Source organism: Ktedonobacter sp. SOSP1-52 (assembly GCF_016587395.1).
Genome location: NZ_BNJH01000001.1, coordinates 555,803 through 579,328, shown reverse-complemented (window position 1 = coordinate 579,328; position 23,526 = coordinate 555,803). Strand labels below are relative to the sequence as shown.

The following is a 23,526-nucleotide window of genomic DNA, read 5'->3' as shown; positions in this document are numbered from 1 at the left end:
CTAGAACCTCTGACGCCGATTGGATAGCTTAGCTATTGAGTATCTTGGTGAACTGGTCTTGAGCTGTCTTCATGGCGTTATCGACCTGTCCATCGAAGATGGCCTTTTGCAGCATAGCCAGCCAGGGGCCATTTGCGTCATTAAAGAGTTGATTGTAGTGGACTGAATAGGGTGTACGACCCTTTGCCATGGCCTGCGATGTGGTAACATAGCGCGGATCGAGCTTGCTATATTTGTTCTCAGCAAGGTCGGTACGGACTGGAATACTACCGTTTTTGGCGAACTGGTTGATCTGGACATCCTCAGAGAGCGCCCACTTGATAAAGTCGGAGGCTTCATTGACGTGCTTGGAGCCACGAGGAATGCCAATGGTATCTCCACCCGCGAAGGATGAGAAACTGCCGTTTTCGCCAGGCAGATAGGTAATGCCGAAATCGATATCTGGATGCTGCTTCTTGAGCGTGCCGATTGAGAATGCTCCACTACCCACCATGCCGACTTTACCTGTGGAGAAGGCATTCAGCCCGTTTGAGCCATCATCGACCTTGGCACCTGCGGGAATCTGTCCCTCGTCCCACAAGCGTTTATAGAAGTTCAGCGCGTCCTTGACTGCGGGGGATGAAGTGATGGTCGCCGTCTTGCCATCATCACTCAGCACATCGCCGCCGCTGGCCCAGATGTAGGGAAGATAGGTGAAAGCATTGCAGCCCGCGCAGCGACCGGAGAAGTAGTATCCCTTCACGCCGTTGCCAAGCGCGGTAATCTTCTTGGAATCTGTCTCTAGCTCGCTCCAGTTGGTCGGAGGCTTGTTTGCGTCCAGTCCTGCCTGCTGGAAGAGTTTCTTGTTATAGAGGAGCACCGAACCCTCGGCACTAAAGGGTAGGGCATAGAGTTTGTCATTGTAAGTAGAGAGGCGCATGTGGGAAGGGCTGAGCTTATCATAGAAGGAGAGTGAATGCGCCATATCGGTAATATCAGTCATCTCGTTAGCGGCCGCGAAAGAAGGCATATATACGAGATCGATAGCCACGACATCAGGCGCGTCTCCGCCCGCGACAGCGGTACCAAACTTGGTCACAAACTGCGCGTCTGGAATGGTTGTCAGTTTGACCTGCGTTTTGTGGCTGGCGTTATAGGTGGTGACCAGTGGGCGTACAAAATTCTCATCAGCCGCGCGAACCCAGAAGGAGATAGTATTGGCGTCGGACCCGTTTGACCCTAGTGCCGAACAGCCGAGCAGGCTTGCTGAGACGGCTACACAAGCGAACAACAGGCTTACAGCCCGCCATAAGTTTCGCATCTTCATTGCTAAATATCCTTTCCTCTTCGTTTCATGTGCTGCAATGCACTAAATACCCGTTCCTGGGAAAACTATGGAGGCTCTATCTTGTTTGGGTTCCCACTTTCTAGAAGCATTCAACATGTAGACATGTTACAATTATGTTCGCATGACGACAAAATATATCCTGACCATTACATTAGAGAATGATGATCCCTGTGATATGTCTACAGACAGATGTGAAAATACCTTCTTGATACGTGGAAGTTGTTTTATCAAACCGAGCGTAAGACCCCTGCCTTCAGGCATGGGGATAGAAGCGAGTCCTTTTGTGGTGGATAGGGTGGAGGGGGATATTTCCCTCTTGACACTTTCCACCTTTCCTCCTATACTAGAACAAGTGTTTTTTGTACATACACAACAAAAAAGTGTTTCCTGGGTTGCAAGGTAAATTCGCGTCCTTGCGTAAAAATGCTTGCGTACAAGTGTCCCTGTACCTCTCGAAAGGTCTTTAAGAGCCCACAAGCCGCCTTTCACACAAGAGAGTAATACACTTATAGGCTCGGACGGAGCCTTCAGGAAGCGCAAGCCTCCTGAGAAGCCCCCGCATTTATGCGTGGGGAGTCGTCACTGGATGGGTACCAAATCGTGGCTTCCACAGGAAGCGCGTATGACTAGGTGACAAGGATGTCGGATGACACCCGTCTCTCTTGAGCCATCGATCATCGTTAGCAGGCGACTACCTGCCAGTTGTCCCAGGTGATAGATGTCCAGGTCAACAGTCGTCAGTGGTGGGCGGCTGGACGCCGCGATGATCTCCCAGTTGTCGAAGCCGATGACGGCGATGTCATCAGGAACCTTCCTCCCCAGTTCTCGTAGCATGTCAATAGTGCCACGAGCTATTTGATCGTTGCCACAAAATATCGCATCTACTTGTGGGTCAGAGGTTATGAGAAATTGAGTGGCGTTGTATCCCCAGCTTTCTTGCCAAGGCCCGGAGAGAAAGCGTTGCTCGTGGGTAGCCAGCCCGGCCTCCTTAAGTACCTGGCGCACTGCTTTCTGTCGCAATTGCGTCGACTCAAAGTGGCTTGGTCCCATGATATGGCCGATATGGCGTCGTCCATGCTCGACGAGATGCTCAATAGCAAGACGCGCACCCTGTTCGTCATCAGGTAAGATGCAGAGTGCATTTCCTTCTTTTACCTGTGTATAGGCATAGAGCACTGGTATACCCGTTTGCCCAACGTCGATAGCGGGACGCGGATCGGTCCGGCGCGAGGTAACAATGATACCGTCAACACGCTTGCTGAGTAGTGTCTCAATGTACTGACGCTCACGTTGGGCATCGTCGCGCGCGTCACAGAGAAAGACCAGAATCTGCGCTGTACCAAGCGCGTCCTCAATACCCTTCATCAAGGGGATGCTAAAGCGCCCGTAGCTATCAGTGGTGAGCAGACCGACGGTATAGCTGCGACCTCGTAACAGATTTTGTGCCATCATGTTTGGGCGAAATCCCAGGCGTGCCGCCACTTCTTGAATGCGCTCGCGTGTCTCGGACTTCAGTTTTCCCTGTCCATTGAGGGCCTTCGATACCGTGCCAATGCTCACACCGGCTTCGCGCGCTACATCGTGGATAGTCACGCTCTGCATCTGTCGACTAACGGATTCATTACTTACTTCGCTACTCACGTATATCTCCGAACGATCTGGTAAGGAAAAGCTTTTCCTAGCTACAAATATAGATTACCCCCGATTTATGGCTCTGTCAAGGGATAAACGGCGAATATCGCGCCTTTTTGTCGATAAAATAGATGATGGCTAGGCTCAAAGAGCTAGTAAAGAAAAGGGTTTCCTGATTTTTAACAACCGGTGCGGGAAGTCCCTCCCCTCGATGACAGAGACCATTGGTCAATCTGACAATCGCTATCTGCGTCAACGCTTCTTGCACGTAGCGCGTTTTCCAGCCATAGCCTATCTCATCAGCCTTGTCATGACAGCATGCATGCAAAGTTCGAGTGCCATGTCTTCGTTATTGATTGACCTGGTGAGTACGGACCTTTTGCCCTTTTCAACGGCTATTGTCATGTTACTGGGGGCGAATGTTGGCTCGGCGCTTGCGGTGCAGCTGACTTCCTTTCATGTGACTGATTATGCGCTCACTATTGTTGGTCTCTTTGCATTGCTGGCCCTGGTGACCGCGCGCACACGCTGGCGGCGTCTTGGACAACTGGTGTTTCAGTGTGGTCTCATGCTCCTGGGACTCTTCATGCTTTCGCAGGCAAGCCAACTTCTCGCGAGGAGCGCCTGGGCTGGAGCACTCCTCCAGATCTGCGCCACGGTACCGTTTGTTCTTCTGCTTCTGGGAACAGCCCTGGCCATAGTGCTCAATTCCAGCACCGCGACCATCGGGCTGGTGCTGGCTCTGAGCGCACAGCATACCCTTTCTCTCGTGCCAGCGCTGGCACTCATGCTCGGAGCCAATATTGGGACGACGCTTCCCGCATTGCTGGCTTCTGTTTCTGGGAACGCATATATCGGGCAACGTTTGGCCCTTGTTCATACGGGGACGAAGTGCCTTGGCGTCTGCCTCCTTTTCCTTCTTCTGCACCCACTGGCAGCCGTTCTTCTGCTCTATTGTCCCAACCCGAGCATGCAGGTTGCCCTGGCTCATCTGGGATTTAATGTGCTTTTGACCTGTCTCTGTCTTCCTCTGGCCGATCCACTGACCCGGCTTCTTGCAATCCTGGTGCCGTCAGAGAAAGAGATATCTGTACGCCAGGCCAAGGAACCGGTGTCCTATCCATTGCCATCACCAGTCTCGGAGAGACGGGGATGAGAAGCCCCTGGTTGGCTCTCCTGACAACGGTTTTCCACAGAGAGAAGGCAATTCATCCCCTCTTATTGAGCAGATGAAGCTCGATAGGGTATCGCGTGAAGAGGACTGTTGTCATCCAGCTTCAACTGTGTGAGACGAGACATGATGGAGTTAGTCAATGGCTTGCCTCAATTGAGACAGGAGCTGTTCGACCTGTTCCAGCTGGGCCCAATCTTCTGCCTCAAAGGTGTCGAGCATCAGGAAGGAAGGCATGTTTGAGAGCACAGACCTAGCCTCTTGATCCTTTACGCATATATGCAGCATCCATTGCAAAAAACTTGCTCAGTTTTGCTGAGCAAGTAGGGATAGCGCTCATATAATAATTGGCAGAAGGATTCAAGATGACAGCACTTTCAAGGAGTTGAATGATGGAGGTAGCGGGAGAGCCAGGGTTAGCGCTTGAGGCCTGTGCAAAGCGGTGACCTCCTTACGTAGACGGCTCCCCATCTATCAGGGCTTCAAGGGTCAATGAGGCTTGTTGCAACAGCCGGGCTGTTTCTTGTGCCTGGCGAGATTGCCGATCCGGACACGCGCTGACGCTCGCCCCAATTGGTTGGGTTTCTTGCTGCCAACACTCGCGCAGGTTGCATCGAAGAAGATGACGAGAGATAGAGAGAACACCAGAAAGCAGGTGGGTGATGAAAGCGGCGGCAGCGACATTCTCTCCTGAGGAAATATCGATCAAGTCTGTCTGTGGGATTGACATTGGAAGTCAATCCTGCGCGAGTTGCATTCTCCGGCTTGACAAAAGCATCGTGCTCAAATCGATCTCTTTTGCCAATGCCAGGGATGGCAGCTCTGGGAGGGGAAACTGGGCTAGTTGGATGCGAAGCCGAGCCAGATCCTTATCGGAATGGAAGCCACGTCTCGAGACGCGAGAGAATTTGTATCAGGAGTTGGAACAACGGGGCTATGTGCTGCATCTGTTGCACTCTAGACAAACCCATCAGTTTCATCAGCAACAGCGATTACGCGCCAAGACAGATCGGCTCGAAGCAATGACTATTGCGAGAATGCTCTTGAGCGGGGAGGCACGGGCTGGCTATGTGCCAAGCGAGCGAGTGACGATGTACCGTGAACTGTATGATCGAAGGGCATGTGACCAAGCTCAAGCTCATCAAAAGACAAGGCTATGGGAGAGTAGGTTTCCCCTTGCTTCGCAAGAGGGTGCTTCATGCGGTGTAGGAGAGCTTACTGCTCTGGAGGGATGGCTGTCAGACAAAAATAGAGCACCAGATGGGCGTAATGCGGGTCAGCATCCCAGGCATGGTGTTCTTGATCGATGGATTCACGACATAACTGAACCGAGTCGTGAACATAGTCAATCCATGATGCTCTCTCTTTTCGCTCAGCGTCTGCTCCCATTACCCCTCCTGGGGCATGACCATGGCTCCCATCGGGATATTTCACCCATCCTTCCCACCCCAGCAAAGCCCAATTGGCTCTCCCAAGCCTTTCGAGAGCTTCTAATGCCGCTTGGTAAGGCAAAAACAATCTCTCGATCAGAAAGGGATTGCTCTCGGAGAGCCTGTGGCAAAAGATCTATCTCTTACAAGCTTCTGCTCCCTCTCTCAGCGTTTTTCTTCTATCTTACCATCCTCCTGAATGGAAGCGAGCCCTAAGCCTCCGAAGTGGTCAAGAGCCACCGAATAGTCGCCTAAGTAACGGGGGTGATCCCGTCGCTTAGGCGAGCATGGAATAAAAAGATTTACACCTACCTCTCTTCTCCCCTCTTTCTTTCTGCTTAACGGGGAAAATAGGAGGGAAAAATGCTATAACCCCGACTCACGCACCTGCGCGCTCAGGCTGAGATAGGCAGCGTGCGACCAGAGCAGCGGGCACGCGACGGGTCCCCAGCAGCCGAGCCAGTGCTCGACATATTCAGGATGCAAGGGCGCGCGGCTCACCTGTTCCGGCAGATGCCCCTGTTCGTTGGCTGACGCTTCGACAAAGGCCAGACAGCGTTGCCCCCCCGTGAGATTGCCAGTGGCGGTATAATACTCACCGAGTAGAGCCGTTAGCAGGACCCATTCGCCGCCACCATAAAAGGTGTCTTTGGCATAGCGATGCACACCCCCTGTTTTGCCAACCAGATCCTGCTCAATCCGCGCGACCGTCGCCTGCATCACCGGGTCGGAGGGTTGGAGGAAGCTATGCTCCTGAAATGGCACACTGGCCCAGAGCAGACTGGCGTCTACTACATCCTCGCCCTCGATCTGTTTGATGAGATGCCCATCCCGCACTCCCGAGCCGAGTAAAAACGCCTTGATCTGCCTGGCCGTATCCAGCGCGAGCGTGGCATCTTGCCCATTCGCCTCAAAGGCTGCTGAGATCGCGTGCAGGCCGGCATAGAGCGCGGCCAGCGTAGAGACAGCAATTTGATCAGAAAACTCTTCCCAGCAATCAGAATTCGGTCGCTGCCACAGTGCGGCAAGGTAGCGCACCAGCAAATTTGCGGCCCTAGCCCAGACCGACGGCATAGTTGGCGGATCCGTCAACTGCATATGATGCTGGAGTCCCCAGAGTAATGTCCCAAAGCCGTCAAGCTGGAAGTTGGGCCAATCTTCGTCTCCCTGTCGGCCATCGAGCGTATAGCGCGTGTGCAGAAGATCAGCGGGGTTCAGTGGACGCCCCTGAGCCACGTTTTCCAAGCAGCGTTCGATGCCATCGGCGCGGGCAACCACCAGAGCTGTGGCCCAGTCATAGAAACGCCGTGCGCTCTCGTGTTTCTGCCAGCGATCCATCGCAACAGCAATAAAGGTCCCATCACGAAACCAACAATAGTTGTATGACGAGTAAGAAGGGCACGCGACATAAGCGCCGTTCGTTCCTTGACCGGCTTCGATCACGGCAATACTTTGGGTAACGAGTATCATAGACATGCGATTTCCTTTTTAAGCAGGATCAGTAGTTCCAGTGGTTTTGATCGTGAGCACGCTCCAATATTCCAGGGCGGGCAGCGTGGTCTGGAGCCAGGTCGCGCCATCACGCTGGGCCAGGCGATAGACCAGGGAGCAGGGTCTGCCTTCGTCGCGTTCGGGACTGGCTACGTAGACGCCGGTAATCTCTCCGCTCACACGCAGTTCGATCGACACATCACGTAGCGTTTCCGCGAGCGGCTTCGGCGCGTTCCAGGCCGCGTCCGGAGCAGTGGAGAGATTAATCAGGCTGACCGTCAGGAACTGGGGCATCTGGCGCAGAATGGCCCAGACGGTGCCAGCTTCTCCCGTCGCAGAAACAGCACTGCCCTGGATCTGAATCCGCTGGAGCACCTCATCAACCGGGGCTGTCACCAGACGCGGATCGCTCAGCGTGTTTTCATAACGCACCACAAAGTCATACAGGCCGCGCATAATGTCGGCAAACTCAGGCCGGAGCGAGGCATAGAGAGGGTAGTAGGGATCGCAGAGAGCCCCATCTCGTTCGCCCATGAGCAGATGGAAGCCTCCGTTAGCCCAGATTGCCGCGCTGGCTAGCCGTGTGGCCGACTCGGCCTGGAGCACATCTGCCTCCCGCGCGCCCTTCAAGGGTGTGAGATAAGCCGCGAGGATGACCTGCTTCTCCGGCGCCAAGCGCCGCGCCTCCAGAATAAGTTTTTGTAAATCAGCATAGTTTGTATAGGGCGGCCAGACCTCGATATAGGTGGCATCCTGGCCGGTCGGGGCAACCGTCTCAATTGGCCAGTTTTCGACAGCGTTAAAAATAACTCTGGCGTCGGGTCGCGCCTCTCTGATGGCTGCGCGCGCGGCATCAATAAAGACTGGAAAGTCTTCCGCCAGATCATAGGGAACACGCTGGGGTGCTGGCCCAAAAACCTGCCCTTTGGGAAAGCCATACTGGTCGAGGTGCAGCCCATCAAACGGCACTTCGCGTACCGCCCGCGCCATCTCCGCCAGAATCAGGGCCCGCCAGGGATTATCCGCGTGAATGTTCATGATATAGAACAGCTCTGCCAGGCTATACGGCTTGCCTTCCTCATCGTAAAGCATCTCAGCGGGATGCTCCAACGCGTACTCCGGTTCCGCGCCATAGACAGCTGCGTAGCCCATGGCAGCGATGCCTTGCGCCCGGCAGGCAGCTACTTTTTCGCGCACAACCCGCAGAGAAACGCGCCGCCCAAGAGCATCGCTAAATTCCTCCTCCGGTGGCATCAAGATATAGTGCCGCCACATCCAATCGTAAAATTGTGCCAGATTCACATGATAGCGGGCCAGGCTGGCACAGGCGGCCTCCGCGCCGTGATCTCCCGGCGCGAAATCAGACAGAAAGCCGTAGCGCGGAGCCTGGGTCCAATTTTCCAGCACATCCAGGGCTGTGCTCCTCCGCGCCCAGGGAGAAGCGCCCTCATCACCCAGCGTGACATCAACGCCATAGCCACGAAAGCTCTCAACCGGCAGTGCAAGTGGCAGGCTTACCTGCTGCTGGCCTGGTTGGATCTCTAGCCACTGGTCATATCCGGATACCTCCTGATCGAGCCAGGAGAGCGCGACGTGCAGCAGAGCCGTGACGGGATGCTCCTCCCGATTATGCACTAGGAGCAGGAGCGTGGCTGCTTCACCAGGCCGATAGACAGCCCGATCTACCCATAGATCTGTGAGCGAGATGGCCTGCTCGGATCGTTGCTTGCTCATCACTTATCCTTTCATACCTCCTGAGCGGATGCCACTGACAAATTGACGCTGGAAGATTAAAAACACCAGCACCTCTGGCACAATTGCCATGACCGAGGCGGCAAAAATGATGCCCCAGTTTGTGCCATGAGCGCTGTAATACTGCTGGATGGCCACGGGGAGCGTATAGAGCGAAGCATCATTTGTCGAGGTAATCGCCCAGGTAAACTCTTCCCAGTTGGCCGCGAAAGAGAAAATAATTACCGCGGCCAGCGCCGGGCGAGCCAGGGGAAGCGCGATGGACCAGAACGTGCGAAAAATACCGCTGCCATCGATAGCCGCCGCGTCAAAGAGCTCCTGGGGCATCTCCTCGAAGAAGCCCTTCAACATATAGACGCCGAACGCCATACCCGCGCCATAGACCAGGATCAGGCCCAGGCGATTGTTGGTCAGACCCAGCCGGCTCGCCAGCACAAACTGAGGAATAATCAGCACAATACCCGGTACAGTCATAGTCGCCAGCATGCCATAAAATAAGACATTGCGGCCTGGAAACTGGTAACGCGCAAAGGCGAAGGCCAGCGTGGAGGAAAGCAGCACCGTGAGAAGCGTCGCGCAGCACGCCACAATCGCGCTATTGAAAAAAGCCAGGCCAAAGTTATCATCGGTCCACGCGCTGAGATAGTTGCTCAACGTCGGGTGAGCCGGAATAACGTCGGCGGGCGAGGGGAGCGTATACGCATTCGGGCTGAAGGAAATCCCCAGCATATACGCGAAAGGCGAGAGCATCAGCAGTGCTCCGCCCACCAGCAGCAGATAGATCAACACGCGCCCGCCCACTTTCCAGAGATCGAGTTCGCGTCTCTTTGGCGCGCGAGGCGCCTCCATCGTGGTCAGCATAAATCTTCTCCTCCTTTTCCAGCCATGTCAGCTAATATTCGATTTTTTTCTGCATTAAACGGATCTGGATTAAGGCCAGCAGAAAGACCACCGCCGCGAAGATATACGTAATGGCCGCGGCATACCCAAAATCAAAGGAGCTGAAGGCATTGGTAAAGGCATAGGTCAGCAGCGTCTCGGTTGAATGCAACGGGCCGCCTCCGGTCAGCACATACATGGGGATAAAAGACCCGAAGCCGCCCATGGTGAGGATGACCACCGCGAACGTAATCGTCGGGCGCAAAAGTGGCAGCGTAATCACGCGAAACAGCGTCCAGCTATCAGCCCCATCCACGCGCGCCGCTTCATAGAGTTCTGTCGGAATACTTTGGAGACCGGCCAAGAACATTACCATATTCCAGCCGACACCCTTCCAGATGCCCAGGATCATTAAGGTCGGCAGCGCAAGGGTGGTACTGCCCAGCCAGGATTGGTTATCCGGAATCAGGTGCAGCACATCGCCCAGGAACCAGTCCACCGGCCCATGGTCGCTACTAAAGAGATACGCGAAAATCAGCGAAACCACCACCCAGGAAGTCACGACGGGCAGGTAGTAGAGAACGCGAAAGATGCCGCGCGCGAAAAGTTTGCGATTGAGCAGCAAAGCCACAGCCAGTCCAAACACAATCTGGCCAGCCACTGTCACCACAGTATAGGAAAGCACATTGCGAAAGGCCTGCCAGAAAATCGGGTCGGTGAGCACCTGCGCGTAGTTCTGCAAGCCCAGAAAAGTGCTCGGCATATTGGGATTGGGAATCCAATTAAAGAAGCTCATCACAAACGCATCGAGCAAGGGATAGAGCGTCCAGAGCACGAACAAGGCCATACCCGGCAGAATAAAGAGGTAGATAGGCAAGAGACGACGAAATGCGCGCCTTTTTTGCCCACGTTGCCGTTCAACTCGTGCCGCGCCGGGCGAGCGATCCAGAGAAGATATCTCCATCTTCAGCGTTCCTTTCTCATCTCAGGGAAGAATGCCAAACCCCGGCAAAAGGCCTGGCGTTCTTCAGGTTTTCCGCGCTGCCTAGGAGAGCAGAGGGTCGATCTGTTGCGCGGCGCCGTCCAGGGCGGCCTGGGCCGATGTCTGCCCGCGGAATGCGCGATTGAACGCATCAGTGAGGATGCTTTCGATCTTGGTATAGTTAGGCGTCACCGGACGTGGCTTCGCGGTTTGCAGTTGCTTCGCGAACATCGAAAAATACGACGGCATGCGCGAATCAGTTGCCAGGCTTGAAAGTACCGGCATCTGCCCGACTTCACCCATCAGTACCTGTGCATCTTCCGATGTCATGAACTGCATAAACGTTTTGGCCGCGTCGATGTTTTTGCTCGAACTCAGCACCGCGATATCCTCGCCACCAACGACCGAAGAGGTACTCCCGCTTGGTCCGGCGGGCATCAGTGCCATGTCATAGTGCAAACTGGTATAGGTCTGCTTCATCGTGGGAGGAACCCACGGCCCTTCCAGGATAAACCCGACGTGCCCTTTGCCAAACTCGTCATCCGGGCTATAGCTGCTGCCACCCAGCAAATTGGGCGCGAGCGAGTGATTCTTGTAGAGGCCGACGAGATATTCCAGGGCGGAGACACTTTGTGAGCCGTTAATGTATCCGCTGGCTTTCGTATAATCGTCGCTCGTCACTGAGCCGCCAAAGCTCCAGATCCAGGGCAGGATATTCCAGGGGTCCAGCCCGCTCTCGGCATAGCCGTAGAACGATTTGTTCAGCGCGGTCACTTTCGTTGCCATCGTTTGAAATTCATCGGTTGTGGTCGGAGGCTGGCTGAAACCGGCCTGGGACAAGAGGGTTTTATTATAGAAAATAACCCTGGTATTGGTATCCAGCGGCAGGCCATAATACTTGCCCTTGTACGCGCAGGTGGCCAGCGGGCCAGGATAGAAGTCGTTTTTGCGTTGAGCAACGATATCATCCGTGGGAACCAGGGCGCCAATTTTTGCCAACTGGGGCATCCAGATAATATCCGTACGTACCACATCCGGTCCGGTGCCTCCCGCGACCGTGGCGATCAACTTCTGCAAAAGCGAATTGTAGGGAATGTTCTGGCTCTTCACAGTGATATTCGGGTACTTCTTATGGAAGGCCGGGATGACCTTATTCAGCAAGGTCTGGTTCTCAGGGTCGGTGACATTATAGGCATTCCAGAAGGTAATGGTTGTGTTGGCCGACCCGGCCGTAGCCGTCGTGCTACCACCACAAGCGACGAGCAGACTTCCAGCCGCACCTGCCGTCATGGCAACCTGGGCACTCCGCTCCAAAAAACGTCGGCGTGAAATGGGGCTCTGCATGGTTGGACTCCTGTCTGATTCTTCGTAAATCGGGTCGTTAAAAAGCATCTGCTTCGAGAAAAAGAACGACTCCACCTGATGCGAAATAGGACCGACACGCACTGCCGGCCTGGTGACACGTTGGCCAAGTCAGGACAGTCATAGGAGAGGCATAAAATGCTGGATAGGTCACCCCTTTCTGCGGCGCTGGCTGCCCGCGTTCGCTTGCGACAACAGATCATCAATAACCAACGCTTCATCTCCCTCGTAGATCGGCGATCTGAAAACCTCGCGCAAGAGCAAACTGGCCGCACCACGTGCCCAACTCGCGTCGTCCGTGGTCTGGGGCACCAGTTCGATGCTTTCGTACGCCGCGCCAAAGCGATGGAGCGGCAGAGTCGCGCGCATCGGCTCCAGGAGCAGTTCTCCCGCTCGCAGACCCTTCCCGCCGATGAGAACGCGCGCCGGATCAAAAAGATTGGTCAGATTGGCCAGAGCGATACCGAGAGCATCACCCGCGCGCGTAAAGATCGTCCGAACCTCTTCGTCGCCCTGTTGCGCGCGTTCAATCAAAGTGCCAATCGCATCCTCAACGTGATGGCCTGGATCGGCCCCGGTAGCGGCTTTTAGAATGCCATAATCGGAGGCGATGGCCTCCAGGCAGCCACGTTTGCCGCAGTTACACACAGGCGCATCCGCCGAGGTATCAATGGTCATATGACCAAACTCGCCCGCGCCCCCGCTGGAACCACGATAGATCTCCCCGCCAATCACAATCCCTAGCCCAATCCCGCGTCCCAGCGTCAACATCAGAAAATTCGCCGCGTCGCGTCCGGCGCCAAAATAGCGCTCGGCCACCGCCAGCGTATTCACATCATTATCAATCCTCACCGGCAAATGCAGCTTAAACTCCAGCGCTGCGGCCAGTTCGACATCACGCCAGCCAAGAATGGCCGAGTAACGGCAGATGCCACGCGCCGAATCGATCAGGCCCGACAGCCCAACACCGATGCCCAGTACCTTGTTCATGGGCACACTGGCCGCACTGACACAGCGTTTTACCGCCCCCGTCATAGCCTCCACCACACGATGGGGCATGGCTTCGCCAGTAATCTGCTCGTCCGCGCTAAAAATAATCGTGCAGTTCAGATCACAGATCGCGATGGTCATGCCATCTTCACGCAGTTTGATGCCCACGACATAGCCCGCATTCGGATTGATGCTCAAAAAGACGGGCGGACGTCCGCCGCTCGACTCCTCAGCCAGCTTCTCCGAAATTAAGCCAGCCGCGAGAAATTCCCCCACAATCCGGGTAATTGTGGCTGCCGGGAGCTGACTGCGCCTGGCCAAATCGGTGCGCGAAATAGCACCGTGCTCCACAATTAGGTTGAAAATAATGCTCTGATTGAGGTCACGCAAGAGTCGCTTATGACCTGTACGAGTGCCTGCCATATGTTTCCTCACAAACGCTTCACCTAGTTAGTTATTTCATTGAAATAATTAACTATATACGGATGGTAACATGTGGATGAACTTGTTGTCAATGGCTAATGACAGCTTCATTTTGGCAATTTCTCTAATCACTCTCTGAAACACGGTGATTTCACCAGATATTACGCACACTGAAATAAATCATAGTGTAAAGATGAAGTCAGCGTATCCAAACCTTCTTGCAATTAATTGCCCCTAAAAAGAGGTTTGTGCTTTTTATGTTGAAATATGATTTTGCTCTATCTCAAGGAGAAGAGAATTTGACAGAATAAGGTTGGAGGCGATTTCGTTGGATGAGCACGACACATCAGGATGCTGAAGAGCATCTTCCCAAAGAAGCACGTTTCGCTCTCGTTGTTGGAGTGAACCAATCAGCAGAGGTGCTTTCTGTGCTTCCTCCACTACAAGCAGCCGAGAAAAATGCTTTGTCTATTGCTCAGGTACTCCAGGACCATTGCCAGTGTGAACGAGTACAACCTCCACTTGCCTCTTGTTATGAGCAAGCCGTTTGCAGCCCAAACGCCTTCTCTCGAACACTCGCTATGCGTGCCGAGATCGATGAGAGAAGAGAATTGGATGGCACAGTTTTTTCCCTATTTACCCCTTGCTGAAGCAATATGATATCAGTTATATTGAATGTATCGTTTTTTTACTCCCTTTTTCAGCATCTGACTGAATCAGTTGTGTGATGAAGAGAGGAGGTTCTCTCTCACTTGGATCGCGCTTCTTCTTGAAGAAGCTCGCTGAACCAATGAAGAGGGACAGTTTGTCTCTATGGCTCAAAAATGGGGTATGGACCATCTTCGAGAAACGCAACGCGCAGTTTCTCGGAACTCTCTCAGTGAAGTGGAAGATGAGGGGAGGTGAAAGGGATGAGTGCTGTTCTTCATGCCGCTATCGCTGCCGCTACTGCCGCTGCTAAGTTGGCTGCCGAGAAGGAGCGAAGGAGGCGAGAGCAGGAAAAGCAGCAGCAGAGGAAGAAGAAGGAGAAGTGATGGATAGGTCTCATTTTGGGCATAGCCTGGAATGAGACACCCATGACCGTATCTGCCAGGAGACGGGAAGGGGGCCATGTCTTGATGCGTGGCTCCCTTTCTGTATTTTTGTATACGTTTGGCTGGCAATTGTTCCTATGGGGAAACGCGAAAAATACGAATGGTTCTCGCTGGAAAAGAAGCTGGTGCCCAAAAATACAAAAATTTTGTACAATGCGTTCTGCGACTGATGATGAACACGCCGCGAAGCAACTCTGGGACCGCCGAGAAAATCGAGCGGCTTCTGGCCGCTGGCGTCTGAATAGGGAGGTCCAGGATAGATAGTGTTGGCGAAATCAAAATTTCTCAGCAGTTTGCGTTCTCTCTACACCGTTGTGCTGCTTTCGAATGTGGACTTTCCATTCTTGAAGTGTCCATCAACTGATTGAGCGAGATGTTTCTTTGTATTGTACTTAATCAAGTGATTGATTAGGAGGGTCAGATGGATCAGACGCAAGGGCCTTTGCAAGACATTGAGACCGTTGCCAAGCGGATTCTCGACGAAAGCACCACACCCAAAACGCCAGGCGAGCAGCGGCGGCAGTCGCTGATCGAAGTCGCCTACCATCTCATCGCAGAAAGGGGCTTTGAGCAGCACTGCATTATTACTTCGCGCGTAAAGAAGATCTCATACAGGGAGTGGTTGAATATCTTCTTTACCTTTCCAGGGCTTCACGATCCCATTGCCCTAATGTTGCGCCAGCTTCATAGGTGCTCTGGAGGAACTCCATGAGAACTTGTTCAGGCGCATCGGCGCTTCGCACATCCTCATAGCGCAAGAGAAATTCGCCCATCGTGGAATGGTAGAAGGCCGAAGCGGGGCGCACAGCAGCTTCTTTCAGCCCTGGCGGTTTAGGGAACGTATAGGAGTAGAAAGCTGGCTCCGGGAAGGTATCATCACCTGGCCAGAAACCACAACTGATGACTTCGTGGGAGTATGCCTCGCGCGTGATGCGATCAACCCCTCCACGCTGGGGAGCGCGCCGGCCCGAAAAGCGCGTCTCCGCCATGTCAAAACTACCCCAGAAGAAATGGACTGGGCTGCTTTTCCCGAGAAAATGCGAGCGAAATTCCGTCAACACCCTGTCAACCTGCACCAGAATACGCCAGAAGCGCTGAACCGTGCCGGGATCATAGGAGGCATGGACCTCATCTTGATCGCAGGGGATGGGGTATTTGATTTCGCTGGGGAGCGTGTTGATCGTGACCTCGATCCCCAGTGCCTGCAGCGAAGCCATGAATTCCTGATAAAAAGCCGAGACAGAACGGGGAATGAGCGGTATCATCTTAGCCGTCCCGGAACTGGTGAGGATCAGGAGTTGATGGTCGATAAAGTCAAATTGAACCTCAAAGATCTGACCCAGCTCTCCAGGAACAGGTATGGGAGACGTGGTCAAACCACGTGCCGTCACATAGAAAGGCACCTGCCACCAGTGGTTAAGATGTGGGCTGAGTTCCAGGCGCACTTTCCCCACGATCTGGGTCCACATATGGAGTGTCTCACGTGTCTCCTTCCAGGACTCCAAAGGCAACGCTGGCCATCGTTCAATCAGTTCTTCCTTGTTGGTGTTTCCCACGTCTTGCTTCTCCTCGCACTCCTGCTTAACTCAATTCCATTGCTACCTGGTCAATATAACACCATACCCAGTCTTCACCTGGCTCGTAGGATTGGATCAGCGGATGGTTCGTCGCGTGAAAATGCTGAGTTGCATGCTTATTTTTTGAGTCATCACAGCAACCAACATGACCACAAATAAGGCAGAGGCGCAGGTGAACCCAGGTATCACCAGTTTTTAGACAGTCTTCGCAGCCATTGGCAGATGGAGTGACCTCCTGCATCTGGTTCAGGTGTGTACAAATCTTGGTCATCAATCTTATCCTTTCTCTCCAAAAATGGACTGGTTCTGCTCTTAAGAATTCTTCTCCTGGCTGAGCTCGAACTGGGGTCAGGTCACTTCTGATTACCAACCTTTCATGACCCCAGCGTGCCAGATACCCTTCGCCTCTCATGTTTTCTCAGTTTTGCAGGAGACGGGCCTGTTCAGACTCTGTGAGCAATGGCAGATATTGTTGATGGCATCGAATGTAAGAGGCAACAAAGGGACACAAAGGAACAACCGTGAGATGCTGCGAACGCGCCTCTTCAAGCGCAAAAAACGCCAGCTGGCTCGCGATACCACGCCCCTCCAAGGCTGGCGGCACGCCTGTATGAAGAAAAATGATATGCCCCGCTTGCTGCTTATAGGTAAGGACCGCAAGCTGTTCGTCAACCCTCACTTCATAACGATGCTCATCTCTGTTATGTGTAACGATAGGAGTTGGATCAGTTGTGCTCATTTTTCCTCCTCAGAAGCGTCTCATCGTATGTCTGCGAGCGATAACTCAGTCTATCACAAAATGCTCGACAGAAGCGTGCGCAAGGGTGGTGGCGACCGTGACACTGATCTGTTGTGCCTCTCTCTGTCACCATGTCTTCGAGGCACAACCCTCCACCTCGGGAAGGTGCAATAGGGACATTGTGGACATAGAATCTTCCTCCACCAGTGACGACTCCCCACGGCTCAAGCCCTGTCTCTTTTACACAAATTACAAACGAAGATGAGAAGCGAGTCTAATCCCTTCAAGAAGGGTTTGAACACGAAGCCAACCCCTCCAAAGGGTTTTCCAGCCGGGAGGACCATCGCTTCGGCGGGCCAAATAGCCTCCCATTTGAGCAACGGCTTTCCAAGCGGCTTCCATGGTCATCTGTGTGGGAGACTGACCCGTTTGCGCCGCGACCACGGCGAGCACATCGGCTTCGAAGCCCTCAGAGGCAGGCGCCTGGGGTTCCTGGCGGGAAAGATCTCGCAGTTGCAGCAATCGCACAGCCACTGGAGACAACAATCCCAACAACCGCATGATGCGTTCTGCACGTTGCAATTGGCGTTCCTCCAAGCGACATCCTGTTTTGAGGCACTGATGATATTCCTCGACCACCCAACGATGCTTGTACCACTCGACCCGTTCCCAGGCCTGAACAAGGGTGGTTGTCGGTACCGATGTCAGCAGGATCCACTCCAAGGGTTCTTCACCAGTTGGAGTCGACTCTTCCCAGACGCGCACCGCCCAAAGAGGCAATGGGGTGGTGCTTGCACGCGGGCTCGTTGCGAGGAGGCAACACGCTCAAGGGTCCAAACGCGAGATGGACCTGGGTGCAACGAGCGCTTCTGCCATGAGTGGCAGATACCTTCAAGGGATGCGTCTCTTGAGAGGGCCAGGCGCGGATCGCATCAAGCACATGGGTGGCTTCTCCGTGTTCCTCGTAGGCGCGCCGGTTTTGCATGCCTCGTACCAAAAAGTGGGTCTGTGTGGCTTGGCATGCCTCAAAAAACGCGAACAGGTCGGCGGTGCGATCTCCAACATGAATCACGAGAGGCTCTGGCCGAAAACGGCCCAACCGCCTCACCAAACGCGCCCAGACATCCGTTTCCCGTTGGCTACGTTGCCGTCGCTGGCCTCGTGTCTCGCCTTGGGGGGCAGGAGTACGTACAAAGGGCTCCTGCATGGCACAGCCCATCACCTGGCCACGCTCAGCTTGGACTGCGAGCACCGTTTGCAGGTACAATCCTCGTCCCCGCTCGTTGCCAACCTGGCCCAGGCCTGTGGTTTTGGGATGATGGCTCAAGTCGACCTGTGTGGTGTCCTGCACGAGCAGGACAACGGATTGCATCTCAATGTGTTGGCGGGTCTGTTGCCAGTGAGGCTGCATGAGGGCCTCAAAGGTGACATCGTCTTCATCAAGCAAGCGATACAAGGCCATCACATCCTTCCACGTCTGCATTTGGGCCGGCAAGGAGGCCGAGGCATTCTCAGCCATGCGACGAGCCGCCTTGACGGCTCGTCCCGTTCGCCGAATATCCTTGAGCCTGGCCGGCCCGAACGTCTTTTGGGCCCAGCGTTCTGGGTCCAGGAGGTCTTGCGTGTTCATCTTCCTATTCTAGCAGTTTGTTAAATCCGTAAAAGAGACAGCGATTTATCCAGGGGAGTGTCAAATGAGGAGAAATCCAGGGAGGCAAACCCAAGGCGCTCTTAGCTGCCAATTCCTCAGGTGGCGCTTGTGGAGGATCTGGATGACACGCTCTACCTCATCCAGCGGCAAACGGAGACATGTGCAATATCCTGAGGAGTACGCTGCCCATTACTGAGCAAAAAGACGTGGCGTACGCGAAGTGGCTCAAAAGAAATGGTACAATTGGGAAGGTGAGAAGAATCTGCTTTCTCCATACCGAGCAATGGGAAGGAAGCCTTTCTCAACTGTGGACCTCCTATGGCAGCGCGAATTTCTGGACAATTCGGACGTGAACGGGGGCCCGTACGTTCGTCCGAACCTCCATCTGCCTGGTGCAATCGTTCGTATCTCTCGAAGTGGTGCTCTATCTTCGCCCGTGCGGGGGTCCCGCGTGGTGAGTGTGGGTCCACTCCTCGAACCTCCGACGACAGATGACCTGAGAACAGGTGCTGGTTCCACTCGCTGCATATAAGGGTTTCTGACTCCGCTCCACTCTTTCCGTCAGAATGCTCTGTGTGCGCTGTGGATCCTCTTTTCAAGGAAGGAAGGAACGCATGAAGTATAGTGTCGAAATTCCCAACGGCTGGAAAATGAATTTGGCGATGATCAAGGATCCGGTTGCAGCATACGAAGCGATGACGAATGTGGCCAAGGCAGCCGATGAGGATGGGTATGAGTCCATCTGGATGGTTGATCACTTTCATACCGTTCCCAGGCCATCGCAGGAGGTCACCTTTGAGACCTGGATGTCGCTGGCGGCCATGGCACGTGACACGCGACGCGTCCGTATTGGTCAGATTGTGACCTGCAATAGCTATCGCAATCCCGCCTTGCTCGCGAAAATGGCCAGTACCTTCGATGTCCTCTCCCATGGCCGCTTGAATTTCGGCATTGGGGCGGGGTGGTACGAGCACGAGTATCGAGCATATGGCTATCCCTATCCCGATGCTCCGGAGCGCCTACGCATGCTGCGAGAAGCACTCCAGGTCATTCTCGCGATGTGGACGCAGGAAGAGGCCACCTTCGAGGGCAGGTATTACCAGGTACGTGGCGCCATCAATCAGCCCAAGGGGGTGCAGAAGCCGCATATCCCGATCCTGATTGGCGGCGGCGGAGAGAAGGTCACACTGAAGCTGGTCGCGCGGTATGGCGATGCCTGCAATGTGCTTGGCGACCTGGAGACAATCCGGCATAAGCTCGCGGTGCTCAAAGCGCATTGTGAGATGCTGGGACGCGACTTCGCGACGATCCACTGCACCACCGGTGCTGTCTGCTCCATTGCTGAGGATGATGAAACGGCGCTTGCTTTGCTTCCCCCCTCGGTGAGAAACCAGCTCAGAGATACCTCGCTTGTGGGCAGTCCGCAGACAATCCGTCGGCGTATCGCGGCACTGGAGGATGCCGGCATCCACGAACTAATCCTCGATTTCCCCATGAGCGCAACAGATCTGATCCCCATCCATCGCTTTGCCCGGGAATTTGTCGCTCGGTAAGGCGAGGGAGGGCTCATCCCGAATTGCCCAGGAACCGATCAGGCAGGAACAGGATGGGAATGCTGGGCAAGCGAGGGTGAGGCAAAAAAGGCCTCCTTTGCGAGACAGTCGAAACGAAAACGACAGAACCAGGCAGAGGAGGCCAAACTCGTCAGGCAACCATTTCTCCTTCACGTGAAGTTTTTCTGTAAAACAATGCTTCCTCGTTGTGTCGGATACCAGCAAGGGCCTCCACACGGATGGTACCAACCCCTTGCTCTTTGGCGTGATTGACGACCTGCCGAGAAAGCTGATGGTTGATGTTTTTCATCCAACGGGCTTCTTTGCCCTGGCTTTTCTTGACTGCTCTGGTTTTCTTGGCTTTTTGCAGCTTCTTGCGTCGAGCGTAGAAGCGACGGCGCATGGAGCGTTGATAGCGACCATTGCCAAAGAAGCGCGTCCCTTTGCCCACCACATAGACCACAGCAGGAACTTTGATGCCAAGGTCAACACCCATTACCCCATCTTGTTCTGAGGGCAGAGACCTCTCAATGGTGAGTGTCAGATCAGCGACCCACTTCCCACGCTTCTTCTTGATGCGCAAGATGCCAGGAACACCAGCATAGACTCTGCCCTCGCAAGGAATATGTACCTGTTGTGTTTTGCCGTCAACACACATGGGAAGGGTGAGCATGTTTCCAAAGAGTCGCCAGTTCTGGTTATTCCACTGGGCAATAGGCTTTTTGAGCACCGGAATACGCCCAAGCTCAAACGAACGCTTGAAGACAGAATGAGCATCACGCAAGGCTTGATTCTTAACAGCGCTGGGCAGGTTGGAAACAAAGTCTTTCGTACTCGTTTTTTCAGGCAAAATCCCAGCATCGAGCGCAGCCACCAACACATTGACGGTACTGATGTACTCAAGGTAGTGCGCCATGAGCAAGCGTGATTGTGCCGATGTGGGATACAAACGGACTTGAAGGGTCGTCTGCAATCCCTTGGCTGATCGGCTCATATGGTACTCTGCCTTTCAATGTATTTTTGAATGGTATCAGCGTTAACATGCCCCGCCGTACTGTAGAACGTCGAACGCGTCCAGAGCGAGGGCATGCGCATCAGGTGGGAAAACTCTTCACGCAACATGTGCGAACTTCGCCCCTTGATGAGGCGAGCGATGTCCGTAGGCATTGTGTAGGGATTGGCCTGAATGAACAGATGCACATGGTTAGGCTGAATTGCCAACTCCACTATGGCCCAATGGCGCTCAGCCGCAACCTGCTCAATAATCTGCTGAAGGCGATCGTGCACAGGACCAATAAGCACCTTGCGCCGTCGCTTGGGGCAAAAAATGATGTGGTACAGAATATGGTGAACGCTATGTTGTTCATGAATATACTTCTCTTTGCTCATGTAGATAGTATAGGATACAGCAACATATACTGTCTACATGTATCCCTGCCCTATCCACCCCAGAAATAAGGAACAGCCATTCATCCCCGCCTTAAAAGAGCGGGGCTTTCTGGCTCGCCCACAGTAGTTGATGTCCTACACAAATAACGCCTACACATTCCGGGTACTGGTGGGTCTTCTAGTATAGCAGAACGAGAGCGCAAGCACATCGTTCGGAAGGACGGTACGCTTGCGCTCTCGTTCTGCTATACTCAGCACTTGTTGAGATTTGACGAGATCATGCTGTTCCCTCTTGAGAGGTATCCACCTTATTGCCTCCAAACTGATCATGTAGATCAGCAGATGCTTTCATCTCAGCTCAGACTGATTGGTGAATCTACTCAAGTAGCACGAAACACTCTCTATAAGGAGTAATAACATGCACAACATTGCACAAGATTTGTTGGATGCTCTGCAAGCAACACCTGAGATAGTGGAGGCACTGCTGGATGACTGCACGCAAGAGCAAGCTACTGCGGCACGAGGTGGTGACGAGGGATGGTCGATCGTTGAGGTCGTCTGTCACCTGCGAGACGCTGAAGAGCAAGCGCTCTCCCGTATGCGCCTCATGCGGGACAACGCTCACCCGGTGATCGTTGCCTACGACCAGGACCTCTGGGCGAGAGAACGCAACTACTCTGAGGCTTCCTTGCGTGAGGTCCTGGCTGCCTTCAATCGCTTCCGCGCACAACATGTGACTGAACTGGCGCAGCTCTCACCACAGGAGTGGGAACGCACTGGGCAGCACGAAGAACAGGGCACCATTACCATCAGCAGCCATACCCTGCATATGGTTTCTCATGACACTCTTCATGCCGCGCAGATTGCAAGACAACTGAAGAGTGTGACCCTGCCTTGACAGAAGGGAGAGCTCATCTCAACTCAAACGAACTGCCGAATGTGTTCAACACGGAAAATGGATAGTAAATCCCGCCAGTAGCCGCGTACGCCAGTAGCACACGGCTTATACCTCCCACTCCGCCAGCCAGCTTTGCGCCTGATGGTCGCGTGCGCGGATGCGGACCTTGTGAGAATAGATCTGGATGGAGAAGGTTGCCTGCACATCGGGGGTATCTCTAAGGAACTCCAATTCCTGGTGTTCCTGGTTGTACTTCGGTCCTGTAAAGCCCGTATACCAGGGCGACATGACGTTTAAATGCGTGATTGCATGAGTGCCCAGGCTCTCTGTAAAGACAAGCCGTGGCGAACCCCAGCCCGAATGGGTGTGACCAGTGATATAGAGGGCCGCCTTGTGATGACGGGCCAGAATTGTACGCACCTCCTCTGAATTGCTCACGAAGAAATAGGGAGCCAGCGAATCATCATCGAGATTCCGTTCTGGATCACGATCCAGGACGGTATTGTACAGCGGGCAGTGGGCAAAAATGATAGCTGTGTGATTGGCATACTCGATCAACGTCGTATCTAGGAATGCCAATGCCTCCGGTGAAAGCAGTATCAGCGGCATTCCATCCACTGTCCACTGCTCCTGTGGCTGCTCAAGCATAATACAGACTACGTCACCGACCGTCCAGGCATAGCAGAGCGGCCTCCCCCAGGCTGCGCTATACTCCTCTGCCGTATGCCACGCCCCGCCTTGTTCCGTCGGAAAATACTCATGATTACCTATGCCTGGATAAAACGGCACCGGGTCCAGGCTGGAAAGGATTTCCCGCTTTGCCAGCGCGTAGTTAGCAAGGGCGCCATTCTCAATCAAATCCCCGGGCGAGACGCAAAAGGCTGGATAGCCCTCTTCACGCCAGATGCTCTGAAGGTCATGAAACATTTGCTCCATACGCGGGAGATGCAGCTTCTTCCATGGTTCGTTTTCGTAATAGTGCATGTCGCCAATCACCCAAAACGAAAGCAGTGGCGTAGCAGACCTTGCTTGCGATATATTCTCCATCAAACGTTTCTTTCCTCTCGTTAACATTCACAGAACATGTTTTCTATCGTTACTAATAATAAAAAGATACACGCTTTTGATATACGCTTATATGCCTGTTCTTCGTGGGATTGTTTCAAAGAAATCCCGGCTCTCACGA

The 23,526-nt window shown here is 53.8% G+C and carries 24 protein-coding genes and 1 pseudogene; 6 read left to right on the top strand and 19 right to left on the bottom strand.

The genetic code is table 11. The features are described from left to right. Positions 1–28 precede the first annotated feature (28 nt). On the bottom strand, positions 29–1,306 hold the full coding sequence (locus JMJ16_RS02545) for a sugar ABC transporter substrate-binding protein (RefSeq protein ID WP_201378149.1): 1,278 nt from the start codon (positions 1,304–1,306) through the stop codon (positions 29–31). Between the two features lie 600 nt (positions 1,307–1,906). After that, positions 1,907–2,968, bottom strand: coding sequence for a LacI family DNA-binding transcriptional regulator (locus JMJ16_RS02540; protein WP_201378148.1), 1,062 nt, complete (start codon positions 2,966–2,968; stop codon positions 1,907–1,909). A gap of 202 nt (positions 2,969–3,170) precedes the next feature. Between JMJ16_RS02540 and JMJ16_RS02535 the strand changes: the two genes are divergently transcribed. Next, positions 3,171–4,115 carry a Na/Pi symporter gene (locus tag JMJ16_RS02535; RefSeq protein ID WP_201378147.1) on the top strand — a complete coding sequence of 315 codons (945 nt, stop codon included), beginning with the start codon at positions 3,171–3,173 and terminating at the stop codon, positions 4,113–4,115. A gap of 466 nt (positions 4,116–4,581) precedes the next feature. On the opposite strand, the gene JMJ16_RS02530 is transcribed toward JMJ16_RS02535, so the two are convergent. Further along, positions 4,582–4,860 (bottom strand): hypothetical protein, encoded by a 279-nt coding sequence (locus tag JMJ16_RS02530; protein ID WP_201382899.1) that lies wholly within the window; start codon positions 4,858–4,860, stop codon positions 4,582–4,584. On the opposite strand from JMJ16_RS02530, the pseudogene JMJ16_RS56680 reads away from it, so the two are divergent. Then, positions 4,793–5,188 (top strand): annotated as a pseudogene (locus JMJ16_RS56680) (transposase); the annotation flags it as partial. The gene JMJ16_RS02530 and the pseudogene JMJ16_RS56680 sit on opposite strands and share 68 nt — an antisense overlap. Before the next feature lie 157 nt (positions 5,189–5,345). Here the strand turns inward: JMJ16_RS56680 and JMJ16_RS53565 are convergent. The 7 genes from JMJ16_RS53565 to JMJ16_RS02495 form a co-directional block, all read right to left on the bottom strand. After that, entirely contained in the window at positions 5,346–5,519 is a 174-nt protein-coding gene (locus tag JMJ16_RS53565) for a hypothetical protein (RefSeq protein WP_236601148.1), read from the bottom strand. 407 nt (positions 5,520–5,926) lie between these two features. After that, positions 5,927–7,030 carry a glycoside hydrolase family 15 protein gene (locus tag JMJ16_RS02520; RefSeq protein ID WP_201378143.1) on the bottom strand — a complete coding sequence of 368 codons (1,104 nt, stop codon included), beginning with the start codon at positions 7,028–7,030 and terminating at the stop codon, positions 5,927–5,929. A gap of 18 nt (positions 7,031–7,048) precedes the next feature. Continuing rightward, positions 7,049–8,785, bottom strand: a complete 1,737-nt coding sequence (locus JMJ16_RS02515) for a glycoside hydrolase family 66 protein (protein ID WP_201378141.1) — start codon at positions 8,783–8,785, stop codon at positions 7,049–7,051. 3 nt (positions 8,786–8,788) lie between these two features. Then, entirely contained in the window at positions 8,789–9,664 is an 876-nt protein-coding gene (locus tag JMJ16_RS02510) for a carbohydrate ABC transporter permease (RefSeq protein ID WP_201378139.1), read from the bottom strand. A 31-nt stretch (positions 9,665–9,695) separates the two neighbouring features. Beyond that, the gene (locus JMJ16_RS02505; protein ID WP_201378137.1) at positions 9,696–10,646 is read right to left on the bottom strand and encodes a carbohydrate ABC transporter permease; all 951 of its coding nucleotides are present in this window, start codon (positions 10,644–10,646) and stop codon (positions 9,696–9,698) included. A gap of 81 nt (positions 10,647–10,727) precedes the next feature. Then, the gene (locus tag JMJ16_RS02500; RefSeq protein ID WP_201378135.1) at positions 10,728–12,008 is read right to left on the bottom strand and encodes an extracellular solute-binding protein; all 1,281 of its coding nucleotides are present in this window, start codon (positions 12,006–12,008) and stop codon (positions 10,728–10,730) included. Positions 12,009–12,176: 168 nt separating this feature from the next. Beyond that, on the bottom strand, positions 12,177–13,439 hold the full coding sequence (locus JMJ16_RS02495; RefSeq protein WP_201378128.1) for an ROK family transcriptional regulator: 1,263 nt from the start codon (positions 13,437–13,439) through the stop codon (positions 12,177–12,179). Positions 13,440–13,771: 332 nt separating this feature from the next. Here JMJ16_RS02495 and JMJ16_RS02490 point away from each other — a divergent pair, with 332 nt between their 5' ends. Together JMJ16_RS02490 and JMJ16_RS55820 are read left to right on the top strand one after the other, a co-directional pair. Continuing rightward, positions 13,772–14,089: a hypothetical protein gene (locus JMJ16_RS02490; protein WP_201378126.1), complete on the top strand. Its 318-nt coding sequence runs from the start codon at positions 13,772–13,774 to the stop codon at positions 14,087–14,089. A 261-nt stretch (positions 14,090–14,350) separates the two neighbouring features. Next, positions 14,351–14,473: a hypothetical protein gene (locus tag JMJ16_RS55820; RefSeq protein ID WP_255553153.1), complete on the top strand. Its 123-nt coding sequence runs from the start codon at positions 14,351–14,353 to the stop codon at positions 14,471–14,473. 364 nt (positions 14,474–14,837) lie between these two features. Here the strand turns inward: JMJ16_RS55820 and JMJ16_RS02485 are convergent, their stop codons facing one another. The 6 genes from JMJ16_RS02485 to JMJ16_RS02465 form a co-directional block, all read right to left on the bottom strand. After that, positions 14,838–15,110 carry a hypothetical protein gene (locus tag JMJ16_RS02485; RefSeq protein ID WP_201378124.1) on the bottom strand — a complete coding sequence of 91 codons (273 nt, stop codon included), beginning with the start codon at positions 15,108–15,110 and terminating at the stop codon, positions 14,838–14,840. A 58-nt stretch (positions 15,111–15,168) separates the two neighbouring features. Continuing rightward, positions 15,169–16,089, bottom strand: a complete 921-nt coding sequence (locus JMJ16_RS02480; RefSeq protein WP_236601147.1) for a DUF5996 family protein — start codon at positions 16,087–16,089, stop codon at positions 15,169–15,171. A gap of 25 nt (positions 16,090–16,114) precedes the next feature. Continuing rightward, entirely contained in the window at positions 16,115–16,381 is a 267-nt protein-coding gene (locus JMJ16_RS02475; protein ID WP_201378122.1) for a UBP-type zinc finger domain-containing protein, read from the bottom strand. Positions 16,382–16,528: 147 nt separating this feature from the next. Further along, entirely contained in the window at positions 16,529–16,849 is a 321-nt protein-coding gene (locus tag JMJ16_RS02470; RefSeq protein WP_201378120.1) for a GNAT family N-acetyltransferase, read from the bottom strand. 249 nt (positions 16,850–17,098) lie between these two features. Beyond that, positions 17,099–17,614: an IS4 family transposase gene (locus JMJ16_RS53560; RefSeq protein WP_236601530.1), complete on the bottom strand. Its 516-nt coding sequence runs from the start codon at positions 17,612–17,614 to the stop codon at positions 17,099–17,101. Beyond that, complete coding sequence (locus JMJ16_RS02465) at positions 17,580–18,479, bottom strand: transposase DNA-binding-containing protein (protein ID WP_236601146.1); 900 nt, start codon at positions 18,477–18,479, stop codon at positions 17,580–17,582. Before JMJ16_RS02465 ends, JMJ16_RS53560 begins: the two co-directional genes overlap by 35 nt. A gap of 635 nt (positions 18,480–19,114) precedes the next feature. On the opposite strand from JMJ16_RS02465, the gene JMJ16_RS02460 reads away from it, so the two are divergent. Then, a complete protein-coding gene (locus JMJ16_RS02460; RefSeq protein WP_201378118.1) occupies positions 19,115–20,053 on the top strand; it encodes an LLM class F420-dependent oxidoreductase in 939 nt (312 codons plus the stop codon). Between the two features lie 151 nt (positions 20,054–20,204). Here JMJ16_RS02460 and JMJ16_RS02455 read toward each other — a convergent pair whose 3' ends face one another. Together JMJ16_RS02455 and tnpA are read right to left on the bottom strand one after the other, a co-directional pair. Beyond that, positions 20,205–21,047 carry a transposase gene (locus JMJ16_RS02455; RefSeq protein ID WP_201378116.1) on the bottom strand — a complete coding sequence of 281 codons (843 nt, stop codon included), beginning with the start codon at positions 21,045–21,047 and terminating at the stop codon, positions 20,205–20,207. Continuing rightward, positions 21,044–21,442, bottom strand: a complete 399-nt coding sequence (gene tnpA, locus JMJ16_RS02450) for an IS200/IS605 family transposase (RefSeq protein WP_201378114.1) — start codon at positions 21,440–21,442, stop codon at positions 21,044–21,046. The genes JMJ16_RS02455 and tnpA overlap by 4 nt, the downstream gene beginning before the upstream one ends. 418 nt (positions 21,443–21,860) lie before the next feature. Here tnpA and JMJ16_RS02445 point away from each other — a divergent pair, with 418 nt between their 5' ends. Next, complete coding sequence (locus tag JMJ16_RS02445; RefSeq protein WP_201378109.1) at positions 21,861–22,340, top strand: DinB family protein; 480 nt, start codon at positions 21,861–21,863, stop codon at positions 22,338–22,340. Between the two features lie 105 nt (positions 22,341–22,445). On the opposite strand, the gene JMJ16_RS02440 is transcribed toward JMJ16_RS02445, so the two are convergent. Continuing rightward, a complete protein-coding gene (locus tag JMJ16_RS02440; RefSeq protein ID WP_201378107.1) occupies positions 22,446–23,387 on the bottom strand; it encodes a metallophosphoesterase in 942 nt (313 codons plus the stop codon). Between the last annotated feature and the right edge of the window lie 139 nt (positions 23,388–23,526).

Bases quoted from the DNA above. Each gene is read 5' to 3' on its own strand.
- JMJ16_RS02545 (WP_201378149.1), bottom strand. From the start codon at position 1,306: ATGAAGATGCGAAACTTATGGCGGGCTGTAAGCCTGTTGTTCGCTTGT.
- JMJ16_RS02535 (WP_201378147.1), top strand. From the start codon at position 3,171: ATGACAGAGACCATTGGTCAATCTGACAATCGCTATCTGCGTCAACGC.
- JMJ16_RS02530 (WP_201382899.1), bottom strand. From the start codon at position 4,860: ATGTCAATCCCACAGACAGACTTGATCGATATTTCCTCAGGAGAGAAT.
- JMJ16_RS53565 (WP_236601148.1), bottom strand. From the start codon at position 5,519: ATGGGAGCAGACGCTGAGCGAAAAGAGAGAGCATCATGGATTGACTAT.
- JMJ16_RS02520 (WP_201378143.1), bottom strand. From the start codon at position 7,030: ATGATACTCGTTACCCAAAGTATTGCCGTGATCGAAGCCGGTCAAGGA.
- JMJ16_RS02515 (WP_201378141.1), bottom strand. From the start codon at position 8,785: ATGAGCAAGCAACGATCCGAGCAGGCCATCTCGCTCACAGATCTATGG.
- JMJ16_RS02510 (WP_201378139.1), bottom strand. From the start codon at position 9,664: ATGCTGACCACGATGGAGGCGCCTCGCGCGCCAAAGAGACGCGAACTC.
- JMJ16_RS02505 (WP_201378137.1), bottom strand. From the start codon at position 10,646: ATGGAGATATCTTCTCTGGATCGCTCGCCCGGCGCGGCACGAGTTGAA.
- JMJ16_RS02500 (WP_201378135.1), bottom strand. From the start codon at position 12,008: ATGCAGAGCCCCATTTCACGCCGACGTTTTTTGGAGCGGAGTGCCCAG.
- JMJ16_RS02495 (WP_201378128.1), bottom strand. From the start codon at position 13,439: ATGGCAGGCACTCGTACAGGTCATAAGCGACTCTTGCGTGACCTCAAT.
- JMJ16_RS02490 (WP_201378126.1), top strand. From the start codon at position 13,772: ATGAGCACGACACATCAGGATGCTGAAGAGCATCTTCCCAAAGAAGCA.
- JMJ16_RS55820 (WP_255553153.1), top strand. From the start codon at position 14,351: ATGAGTGCTGTTCTTCATGCCGCTATCGCTGCCGCTACTGCCGCTGCT.
- JMJ16_RS02475 (WP_201378122.1), bottom strand. From the start codon at position 16,381: ATGACCAAGATTTGTACACACCTGAACCAGATGCAGGAGGTCACTCCA.
- JMJ16_RS02470 (WP_201378120.1), bottom strand. From the start codon at position 16,849: ATGAGCACAACTGATCCAACTCCTATCGTTACACATAACAGAGATGAG.
- JMJ16_RS02465 (WP_236601146.1), bottom strand. From the start codon at position 18,479: ATGAACACGCAAGACCTCCTGGACCCAGAACGCTGGGCCCAAAAGACG.
- JMJ16_RS02460 (WP_201378118.1), top strand. From the start codon at position 19,115: ATGAAGTATAGTGTCGAAATTCCCAACGGCTGGAAAATGAATTTGGCG.
- JMJ16_RS02455 (WP_201378116.1), bottom strand. From the start codon at position 21,047: ATGAGCCGATCAGCCAAGGGATTGCAGACGACCCTTCAAGTCCGTTTG.
- tnpA (WP_201378114.1), bottom strand. From the start codon at position 21,442: ATGAGCAAAGAGAAGTATATTCATGAACAACATAGCGTTCACCATATT.
- JMJ16_RS02445 (WP_201378109.1), top strand. From the start codon at position 21,861: ATGCACAACATTGCACAAGATTTGTTGGATGCTCTGCAAGCAACACCT.
- JMJ16_RS02440 (WP_201378107.1), bottom strand. From the start codon at position 23,387: ATGGAGAATATATCGCAAGCAAGGTCTGCTACGCCACTGCTTTCGTTT.